The sequence below is a fragment of the Psychrilyobacter sp. genome, from assembly GCF_037132775.1.
GTDB lineage: Bacteria > Fusobacteriota > Fusobacteriia > Fusobacteriales > Fusobacteriaceae > Psychrilyobacter.
On the sequence record NZ_JBAHZY010000119.1, the window covers coordinates 1 to 10510 of the forward strand.

Below are 10510 nucleotides of genomic sequence, written 5' to 3' on the forward strand. Positions count from 1 at the left end.
CTTAAATTTAAACTTAGAAGAGTAAGTTTTTCGTGTATTCATAATCAAAATCCCCCATATTGTTTTCTTAAATTATACCCTATTTTTTTGCTTAAGGTTAAACACTCTTTGTATGAATTTATACGACCATTATAGATATTAGTTTTATCTATTTTAAGACCCAATTTCTTGTCCGTTAGAAATATATTTAATTTAATAACCCAGTCTTCTATTTACGGGATATTGGCATTGGGGATGCTTCTTGTAATTGTTTCAAAAGGAATAGACCTTTCTGTAGGATCGGTTCTTGCATTTGCCGGAGTTGTAGCCGGTAGTTTAGGACAGACTATGGATGCATTTGACAGGATGTTTCCGAGTTTACCGGAACTACCGATAATAGTGCCGATAGTAATAGCTTTATTATTGGGAGCTTTATGCGGAGCCATAAATGGTGGCTTGATAGCTTATACCGGAGTGCCAGCTTTTATCGCAACATTGGGGATGTATACCGCAGCAAGGGGAGCGGCACTTATGTATACAAGCGGGAAGCCGATAAGCAGTATCAATGAATCAATAACATTTTTTGGTTCTAGATTATTCAATGTCATTCCTGTTCCAGTAATTATCTATGGAATTATGATAATTATTACATTTATAATTATGAATTATTCAAAATTTGGGAAAAGTGTTTATGCAATCGGTGGAAATATAAATGCAGCAAAAATATCAGGAATTAAAGTTAAGAGAAATACAGTAATTATCTATGCCTATGCTGGATTAATGGCCGGTCTGTGTGCAATAATCTTCATGGGAAGAACAGGTGGAAGTATTCAACCTGCGGCAGCAACTGGAATTGAGCTTACAGCAATAGCAGCAGCAACAATAGGAGGCACCAGTCATTCGGGAGGAATAGGAACTGTATGGGGTGTTGTAATAGGAGCGTTAATATTAGGTGTCATGGCAAATGGATTTACTCTTTTAGGGATAAATGCATTTATACAACAAATTGTAGAAGGCTTCATTATAGTTGCGGCAGTTGTATTTGATATGAGAAAGAATAAAATTAAACATTAAATTAAAAGAAAAATTATAAAATTCAAAAGGAGAAACTAATTATGCTTCAAAATCAAAGTAATAATGAATTTAAATATGGATATAATTCTATATCAAAAGATGATGGGGAAAATAGATCAATGCTTATGGATTTTGGTATATATAAAATGAAAACTGGAGAAAAAGTAGAACTTCATGATCAAGATAAAGAAATAGCTATAATTTTATTTCAAGGAAAAGTTAAATTTTTATGGGAAGAGAAAGAATTTGTTGCTGAAAGAGAAAATGTTTTTGACTGTGGTCCTTACACACTGCATATTTCAAATGATAAGAAGGTAATTATAGAATTTATCGAAGACGGGGAAATAGGGGTTCAAAAAACTATAAATCATAATTTATTTGATTCTAAATTATATACTCCAGAAGATTGTAAAGATAATATTTTTGGAGATGGAGTAATGGATGGAACGGCAAGAAGACTTGTAAGAGATATTTTTAAATATGAAAATGCTCCTTATTCAAATATGGTTTTAGGAGAAGTAATAACATATCCTGGAAAATGGTCAAGTTATCCTCCTCACAGTCATGCTCAACCAGAAATATATTTTTATAAATTTACAAAGCCTCAGGGTTTTGGAGGAGCTTTTGTAGGAGAAAATGTATATAAAATACAAAATAACTCAGCTTTAATGATAAATGGTGGTTTTACACATCCTCAAACATCAGCACCAGGGTATGGGATGTATTATTGTTGGATGATCAGACATTTAGATGGAAATCCTTGGACAAAAAGAATTGATGATGATGCTCATGTATGGTTGCATGATAAGGAAAATAAAATTTGGCCTGAAAAATAAAAATATCAAATCTAAATAGGAAGGGTAAATTATGAATACAATTAAATTAACAACAGCTCAAGCTCTTGTTAAATTTTTAGATAATCAATATGTTGAATTTGATGGGGAAGAGAGTAAATTTATAGAAGGAATTTTTACAATTTTTGGACATGGTAATGTTCTCGGATTAGGTCAAGCCTTAGAAGAAAAAACGCACAATTTAAAAGTTTATCAAGGAAGAAATGAACAGGGAATGGCCCATGCAGCCACGGCCTTTGCAAAGCAAAATAATAGAAAAAAAATAATAGCATGTACAAGTTCAGTAGGTCCGGGAGCTGCAAATATGGTGACTGCAGCGGCAACTGCGACTGCAAATAGAATACCGTTACTTTTATTTCCTGGGGATACATTTGCAAGTAGACAGCCGGATCCAGTGTTACAGCAAATTGAACAATTTCATAGTTTAGCAATATCTACAAATGATGTTTTTAAACCAGTATCTAAATACTGGGACAAAATTAATAGACCTGAGCAGCTTATGACGGCTCTGTTAAATGCCATGAGAGTACTAACTGATCCAGTTAATACGGGAGCTGTAACAATAGCATTACCTCAAGATGTACAAGGGGAAAATTATGAATATCCATATGAATTCTTTAAAAAAAGAATTCATAGAATAGAAAGAACTCTTCCTACAGATTTCATGATAAAAGATGCTATAGAGGCTATTAAATCAGCTAAAAAACCTATGTTAATCTGTGGAGGAGGAGTTAAATATTCCGAGGCAGAAGAAGTTTTTAAAGAATTTAGTGAAATCTTTAATATTCCTTTTGGCGAAACTCAAGCAGGGAAAGGTGCTATTTCATCGGATCATAATATGAATCTGGGAGGATTGGGAACAACTGGTAATTTGGCAGCTAATAGAATAGCTAAGGACACGGACCTAGTAATAGGAATAGGCACCAGATACACTGATTTTACAACTTCCTCTAAATGGATCTTCCAGAATCCACATGTAAAGTTTTTAAATATTAATATTGCAGGTTTTGATTCACAAAAGCTAGATGGAATTAAAGTTACAGCTGATGCTGGAAAAACACTAAAAAAACTAACAAATGAATTAAAAGACAGTTATAGATCAGAATATAAAAGTGAAGTTAGAGATGTTAAGGATCTCTGGGAGAAGGAATGGAGTAGATTAACAAACATAACTTATAATGATAATTTTATACCAGAAGTAAGAGGTTTAGATCATGTATTGGAAGAATTTAAAAAAGATACTAATTCATCTTTAACCCAGACTAAAGTTTTGGGTATATTAAATAAAAATTTAGAAAATTCTATAATTGTAGGAGCTGCAGGAAGTTTACCTGGAGATTTACAGAGAATGTGGAAAACTAGAGGAGAGAATGATTATCATGTAGAATACGGTTATTCTTGTATGGGGTATGAAATTAGTGGAGCTCTAGGGGTTAAAATAGCTGAACCGACTAAAGAGGTATATGCTCTGGTTGGAGATGGATCATATCAGATGCTACACTCAGAATTAGTAACATCTATACAAGAAAATAAAAAAATAAACATAATTTTAATGGATAATATGGCCTTTGGCTGTATCAATAATCTTCAAATAGGAAATGGGATGGGAAGTTTTGGGACTGAATTCAGATATAGAAATGAAGAAACAGGAAATTTAGATGGAGAGTTAATCCCAATTGATTTTGCTATGAATGCCAGGTCTTATGGATGTAAAACGTATAGTGTGAAAAATGAAAAAGAATTACTAGAGGCTATAGAAGATAGTAAAAAACAGACGGTATCAACGTTGATAGATATAAAGGTACTTCCTAAAACAATGACAGATGGATATGATTCATGGTGGCATGTAGGAAATGCTTCGGTATCTGATAATGAAAAAATAAAGAAGGCATATGAAATATCAAAGCAGGAAGAGAAAAAAATAAAAAAATATTAATGGGGGAATAAAATGGATTCTAAAAAAGTAAAATTAGGAATAGCTCCAATTGCTTGGACAAATGATGATCTACCTGAACTAGGAAGTGAAAATACTTTCGAGCAATGTATATCTGAAATGGCATTAGCTGGATTTACTGGAAGTGAAGTAGGAAATAAATATCCTAAAAATACCGATCTCTTAAAAGAAAAGCTAGATATTAGAGGAATTCAAATTTGTAATGCATGGTTCAGTACTTTCTTTGCTATAGGAAAAGAAGAAGAAACTATTGTTGAATTTATTAAACATAGAGATTTTTTACATACTATGGGTGCTAAAGTTATAGGGTGTTCTGAACAATCGCATAGTATTCAAGGGTTAGATAAATCAATCTTCAATGAAAAGCCTGTCTTTATCGATGAAGAATGGGCTAGAGTTGCTGCTGGATACAATAAATTAGCTCTCTTGGCTGAAGAAAAAGGAATGAAAGTATCACTTCACCACCATATGGGAACGGGAGTTCAAACTCCAGCAGAAGTGGATAAGTTTATGAAAATAACAAATAATAATGTTTATTTATTATTTGATTCAGGTCATATGTACTATTCTGAAGGAACTCAGTCTTCAGTTGAAAATGTTTTAAATAAATATATAGATAGAATCGCTCATGTCCATTTAAAGGATGTAAGGGAAAATATATTAGGAGAAGTTAAAGAGAAAAACCTTTCTTTTTTAACAGGGATAAAAAAAGGTGCATTTACTATTCCTGGCGATGGAATAATTAATTTTGATCCTATATTTAAAACATTAAAAGATGCTAATTATACTGGTTGGATGGTTGTAGAAGCAGAACAAGATCCTGCTCTTGCCAATCCATTTGAATATGCTGTAAGAGCTAGAAAATTTATTGCTGAAAAAACAGGTCTTTAATAAGGGAGGAATTAAAAAATGTTGAAATTAGGAATTATAGGAGCTGGAAGAATAGGACAGGTACATGCGACCAGTATCACCAAAAATGTCAAAAATGCCACTGTGCATATGATTGCAGATCCATTTATGGATGAAGATAAAATAAAGTGGATATCGGAACTTGGAATAAACAATATAACTACTGATTATAAAGAAATATTGAAAAATAAAGATATTGATGCTGTTTTAATCTGTTCATCAACAGATACTCATTCATCGATATCAATAGAGGCAGCAATAGCTAATAAACATATCTTCTGTGAAAAACCAATTGATCATGATCTGGGAAAGATCCAGATGGTTTTAGAAGAAGTAGAAAAAGCCGGAATAAAATATCAAGTTGGATTTAACAGAAGATTTGATAATAACTTTAAGGCTATAAAAGATGCTGTAATGGAAGGGAAAATAGGAACACCTCACATTATAAAAGTAACTTCTAGAGATCCTGAAGCACCAGGGATAGACTATGTTAAGGTATCTGGTGGAATGTTTTTAGATATGACTATCCATGATTTTGACATGGTAAGATACTTATCTGGGAGTGAAGTTGAGGAAGTCTACGCCATGGGAGGAGTTCTTATAAACCCTGAAATTGGAGAAGCTGGAGATATAGATACAGCTATCATAACATTAAAATTAAAAAATGGAGCTCTAGGTGTAATAGATAACTCTAGAGAAGCAGCTTATGGATACGATCAAAGAGCAGAAGTATTCGGATCACTTGGGTCAGTAGCTATCTCAAATGATAGTGGGTCAAAGGCAATTATCTCAACTAAAGATGGTGTCGTATCAGAAAAACCACTTTATTTCTTCTTAGAAAGATATATGCAATCATTTAGTGAAGAAGTAAATCAATTTGTAGAAGCAATAATTAATGATAAAGATGTTCCTGTAAATGCAAATGATGGATTACAACCTGTATTAATCGGTTTAGCGGCAAAGAAATCTTTGGGAGAAAGAAGACCAGTAAAAATTTCTGAAATACTTTAGGAGGACAAGATGAAATATAACGAAATTAAAAATTATTTAAACGGTGAATTTGTATCAGGGAAGGGAAAAAAGTATGATATCCATGCTCCTATCAATGGAGAAATTATTGGTGAATTTAAAGCAGCTACCAAAGTTCAATTGGATGAAGTTGTAGCTAAAGCTAAGGTTGCTCAAGAATCTTGGGCAGGTTTAACTGCAAAATCCAGATCAAAGGTTATTTATAAATATAGAGAATTACTTATGAAGTATAAAGAAGAATTATCTGTAGTTAACTGTGCAGAAAGTGGAAAATCAATGGAAGAGGCCTATGCCGGTGTAGATAAGGCTATCGAATTAACAGAATTTGCTTGCTCTATCCCACAGTTAATTTCTGGAAAAACTCAGGATGTTAGTAGAGGAGTCAACTGTAAAGAGGAAAGGAGACCATTAGGTGTTGTGGCCTCTATCACTCCATTTAACTTCCCGATAATGGTTCCCCACTGGACTGTTCCAAATGCAATAGCTCTTGGAAACGCAATAATCTTAAAGCCATCTGAATTAACACCTATCTCAGCAATGAAAATGGCAGAACTTTGGGAAGAGGCAGGATTGCCTGAAGGAATTTTTAATGTAGTTAATGGTGGAAAAGAAGTTGTTGAAGGGATTTGTGATAACAGAGATATCGTAGCTGTATCATTTGTGGGATCAACACCTGTAGCTGAAATTGTTCACAAAAGAGGGTCAGCTAGTTCTAAGAGGGTTTTAGCATTGGGTGGAGCAAAAAACCACATTATAGTAATGCCAGATGCCAATAAGGATGCAGGAAGTAGAGATATTATTTCATCTGCCTTTGGAATGTCTGGGCAGAGATGTATGGCTGTATCGGTAATGATCGGTGTGGGAAATATAGATGAAGTATATGAAGAAGTTATTACTAAGGCTAAAAACATGGTTCCTGGTGTAGATTTCCCTCCAGTTATCTCAGAGGCTGCCATAAAAAAAATAGAGGACTACTTAGATTATGCCCAGGAAAACGGAGCTAAAATTGTAGTTGATGGAAGAAAAGTTAAAACAGATAAGGGATACTTTATAGGACCATCTATTATTGACTGGGGCAACAGTAAAAATATGAGCAGCGAAGAGATCTTCGGACCTGTCTTAGAGATAAGAAATACCAATACAATCGCTGAAGCTGCAGCTATTCAAAATGAATCACCATATGGAAATGCAGCTGCAATCTTTACTCAAAATGGTAGATTTGTAGATGAAGCTATCAGAGAATTCCAAGCTGGAATGTTAGGGGTTAATATCGGGGTACCTGTTCCAAGAGAGCCATTTTCATTTGGAGGGATAAAAGATTCTAAATTTGGATACGGAGATATTACAGGGGTTTCTTCCATAGATTTTTGGACAAATTTAATAAAAATAACTACAAAATGGAATCCAGAGCATAAAGTAGACTGGATGAGTTAATAAAAAATAATTGTAAAATGGAGTCCAAACTATTGAGTGGATTCCATTGAGGGGGAAAATATGGAAAAAAAATATAGAGGGCCTCTTCATGAGATGGCTCTTACTACTAAAACAGATTATTGGAATGATTCTTGTTCTATAAATGAATTATCCTATGCAATAGAAAATGGTGCTGTAGGAGCAACTACAAATCCTGTGATAGTTAAAAATGTATTAAAAGCAGAGCTTGAAAAATATGAGGGTCAGGTAAAAGAACTCATTGCCAATAATCCAGAGGCAACAGAGGATGAGATTGCTTGGGTACTAATTGAAAATATGGCCATGGAGGGAGCTAAACTCTTAAAACCTGTTTTTGATCCTGAGACAGGGAGGGGAAGGATATCCATCCAAACAAATACTAAATATTATAGAAATTCAGAACTTCTTATAGAACAGGCTCTCCATTTTAAAGATCTTGCTGATAATATACAGGTAAAAATTCCAGCTACAAGTGCAGGGATAAGAGCCTTTGAAGAGTCTACATATAGAGGGATAAGCATCAATGCTACGGTTAGTTTTACCGTTCCACAAGCTATAGCTGTAGCTAAAGCGGTAGAAAGAGGTCTTAATAGAAGAGAAAAAGAGGGATTGGACAACGGTCATATAAACCCTGTATGTACCATCATGGTTGGAAGGGTAGATGACTGGTTAAAAGATGTAGCCAATAGAGATCATATAATTACAAATCCAGAATATCTTGAATGGGCCGGTGTCGCTGTAATGAAAAATGCTTATAATATATTTCAGGAAAGAGGATATAAAACCAAGCTCCTGGCAGCAGCTTATAGAAACCATCATCAATGGTCTCAGTTTATTGGAGGAGATATACTGGAGACTATCCCGTATAAATGGCAGAAGAGATTCAATGGTTCAAATATAGAGGTGAAGGAAAGAATAAGTGATGCAGTAGCACCTGAGATAATAGACGAACTTCTCTATAAGTTTGATGACTTCAAAAAAGCCTATCTTCCAGATGGCATGGAAGAAAAAGAATTTGATAACTATGGAGCAGTAACAAAAACTCTGCTTCAATTCAGCGAAGGATACGATGAACTGGTTTCAATCATTAGAGGATACATGCTTATAGTTAGATAAAAACTGGAGGGAATTATGTTAAAATTTGATCAAAATAGACCTATGGATATCATCCCTATTGGAAGAGTTGCAATAGATTTTAATCCTACAGATATTCATAAACCCTTAGAAGAGAGTAAAAATTTTAATAAGTATGTTGGAGGATCACCTGCAAATATAGCAGTAGGTCTTGCGAGACTTGGAAAAAAAGTGGGATTTATTGGAAAAGTTTCAGATGATAGTTTTGGAAAGTTTGTTACCAATTATTTCAAAGAAAATAATATAGATACAACAGAGGTAGTAACTTGTAAAAATGGTGAATCTCTTGGACTTACATTTACTGAAATAAAAAGTCCAACTGAAAGTTCTATACTGATGTATAGAAACGGTATTGCCGATCTTATGCTGGAATCCAATGAAATTTCAGAAGAGTATATTAAAAATGCTAAAGCAATTGTTGTATCTGGAACAGCTCTATCGGCTAGCCCGTCGAGAGAAGCCTGTTTTACAGCAGTAGAATATGCTAAAAAACATGGAACTATTGTGATATTTGATGTGGATTATAGGAGCTATACCTGGAAATCGAAGGAAGAAGTGGCAATCTATTATTCGTTGATAGGAAGATTAAGTGACCTGATAATAGGTTCTAAGGAAGAATTTGAATTGATGGAAGGAATTGCTAACTTTGAAGATAAAAGTGATATAGCAATTGCCAATAGATGGTTAGCTTATGAAAATAAAATTGTTGTTATAAAACATGGAAAAGAAGGATCCGTTGCCTACACTGAAAATTCATCTTATAAGATTAAACCATTTCCAGTAAAACTGCTTAAATCCTTTGGCGGAGGAGATGCATATGCTTCTGCATTTATCTATGGATTAATGGAGGGTTGGGATATCATCGATGCATTGGAATTTGGAAGTGCTTCTGCTGCTATGCTGGTAGCAAGTCACAGTTGTTCAGAGGATATGCCAACTGTAGATGAAATCCAAAATTTTATAGATCTTAAAAAATCTGAATTTGGAGAAATGGTTGCCAGAGGATAGGAGGGAATATGCTAGTTACTTTAAAAAAAATAATAAATGAATTAGATGAAAATCAAGCGGTTCCTGCTTTTAATGTATATGGTTATGAAGATGCTAAAGTGATATTGGATGTGGCATCTTCGCTAAGAGCTCCTGCTGTTTTGATGACAAATAGAGATGCTGTTATGCATATGGGGTCGAGAAATTTATGTAATTTACTTAAATCTATTAGTGAAGATTATGATATACCGATCTGCATTCACTTAGATCATGCAAAGTCTATGGAAGAGATAGAAGAAGCCATAAAATCAGGTTATACATCTGTTATGTATGACGGCTCTTGTCTTCCCAACAATGAAAATATTGAAAATACATACAGGATAGTTCAGTTTGCTAAAAAATATAATGTGAGTGTAGAAGCTGAGATTGGATCAGTGGGATATAGTGACTCTAATATGGGTTCTAAAGGTAAATATACAGATGTGGAAGAAGCTAAGATATTTTATGATGAAACAGGAGTAGATCTTTTAGCGGTAGCGGTGGGAACTCTTCACAGGATGACCGGGCAGGAAGCTGTGATTGACTATGAACTTTTAAATAATATAGAAAAAGAATTGGATGTTCCTCTTGTAATTCACGGTTCTACAGGAGTAAAAAACGAAGACTTGATTCAACTTGCTAAAACAACTGTAAAAAAGGTAAACATAGGCACAGCAGTTCGAATGACTTTTGGAAATAGTTTAAAATCGCAGTTCAATACTGAAGAATTTGACAGAATAAAATTATTTGAAAAACCTATGAGAGATATAGAGGGAGTTATTTTAGAAAAATATAAATTATTGGGGTTTTAAGGGGAAGTGTCACAAATTGTGACACTTTTTTATTACTTTATCCATTCCTTCCATATTTCAGGCTGATATCCTAGAGTTACTTTATCCTTTTCTCTTAGAATTGGTGTTTTAAAAAGAGAAGGAGTATAATGGTCGTATAAATTCACACAAAGAGTGTTTAACCTTAAGCAAAAAAATAGGGTATAATTTAAGAAAACAATATGGAGGATTTTGATTATGAATACACGAAAAACTTACTCTTCTAAGTTTAAATTTAAGATCGTTTTGGAAGCTTTTACAGAAAGAGA

9 protein-coding genes are annotated in these 10510 nt (G+C 33.8%); all 9 read left to right on the top strand.

What is annotated here, in order from left to right; all coding sequences use genetic code 11:
- The first annotated feature begins 168 nt into the window (after positions 1–168).
- Genes V5784_RS07835 through V5784_RS07875 form a run of 9 tightly spaced genes read left to right on the top strand, consistent with a single transcriptional unit; the run spans position 169 to position 10223 of the window.
- Positions 169–1053 carry an ABC transporter permease gene (locus tag V5784_RS07835; protein WP_336888476.1) on the top strand — a complete coding sequence of 295 codons (885 nt, stop codon included), beginning with the start codon at positions 169–171 and terminating at the stop codon, positions 1051–1053.
- Between the two features lie 41 nt (positions 1054–1094).
- Positions 1095–1889 (top strand): 5-deoxy-glucuronate isomerase, encoded by a 795-nt coding sequence (locus V5784_RS07840; RefSeq protein ID WP_336888477.1) that lies wholly within the window; start codon positions 1095–1097, stop codon positions 1887–1889.
- Positions 1890–1920: 31 nt separating this feature from the next.
- On the top strand, positions 1921–3843 hold the full coding sequence (iolD, locus tag V5784_RS07845) for a 3D-(3,5/4)-trihydroxycyclohexane-1,2-dione acylhydrolase (decyclizing) (protein WP_336888478.1): 1923 nt from the start codon (positions 1921–1923) through the stop codon (positions 3841–3843).
- Between the two features lie 12 nt (positions 3844–3855).
- Positions 3856–4752, top strand: coding sequence for a myo-inosose-2 dehydratase (gene iolE, locus V5784_RS07850; RefSeq protein WP_336888479.1), 897 nt, complete (start codon positions 3856–3858; stop codon positions 4750–4752).
- Between the two features lie 18 nt (positions 4753–4770).
- Positions 4771–5781, top strand: coding sequence for an inositol 2-dehydrogenase (gene iolG, locus V5784_RS07855; protein WP_336888480.1), 1011 nt, complete (start codon positions 4771–4773; stop codon positions 5779–5781).
- Positions 5782–5790: 9 nt separating this feature from the next.
- On the top strand, positions 5791–7233 hold the full coding sequence (gene mmsA, locus V5784_RS07860; protein ID WP_336888481.1) for a CoA-acylating methylmalonate-semialdehyde dehydrogenase: 1443 nt from the start codon (positions 5791–5793) through the stop codon (positions 7231–7233).
- Positions 7234–7293: 60 nt separating this feature from the next.
- Positions 7294–8367, top strand: coding sequence for a transaldolase family protein (locus V5784_RS07865; protein ID WP_336888482.1), 1074 nt, complete (start codon positions 7294–7296; stop codon positions 8365–8367).
- Between the two features lie 15 nt (positions 8368–8382).
- A complete protein-coding gene (gene iolC / locus V5784_RS07870; protein WP_336888483.1) occupies positions 8383–9393 on the top strand; it encodes a 5-dehydro-2-deoxygluconokinase in 1011 nt (336 codons plus the stop codon).
- 8 nt (positions 9394–9401) lie between these two features.
- Positions 9402–10223 (top strand): class II fructose-bisphosphate aldolase, encoded by an 822-nt coding sequence (locus V5784_RS07875; RefSeq protein WP_336888484.1) that lies wholly within the window; start codon positions 9402–9404, stop codon positions 10221–10223.
- Positions 10224–10510 lie beyond the last annotated feature (287 nt).

Excerpts from the sequence above, each read along its gene's own strand:
- mmsA (WP_336888481.1), top strand. The coding sequence starts at position 5,791 with ATGAAATATAACGAAATTAAAAATTATTTAAACGGTGAATTTGTATCA.
- iolC (WP_336888483.1), top strand. The coding sequence starts at position 8,383 with ATGTTAAAATTTGATCAAAATAGACCTATGGATATCATCCCTATTGGA.
- V5784_RS07840 (WP_336888477.1), top strand. The coding sequence starts at position 1,095 with ATGCTTCAAAATCAAAGTAATAATGAATTTAAATATGGATATAATTCT.
- iolE (WP_336888479.1), top strand. The coding sequence starts at position 3,856 with ATGGATTCTAAAAAAGTAAAATTAGGAATAGCTCCAATTGCTTGGACA.
- iolD (WP_336888478.1), top strand. The coding sequence starts at position 1,921 with ATGAATACAATTAAATTAACAACAGCTCAAGCTCTTGTTAAATTTTTA.
- V5784_RS07865 (WP_336888482.1), top strand. The coding sequence starts at position 7,294 with ATGGAAAAAAAATATAGAGGGCCTCTTCATGAGATGGCTCTTACTACT.
- V5784_RS07875 (WP_336888484.1), top strand. The coding sequence starts at position 9,402 with ATGCTAGTTACTTTAAAAAAAATAATAAATGAATTAGATGAAAATCAA.
- iolG (WP_336888480.1), top strand. The coding sequence starts at position 4,771 with ATGTTGAAATTAGGAATTATAGGAGCTGGAAGAATAGGACAGGTACAT.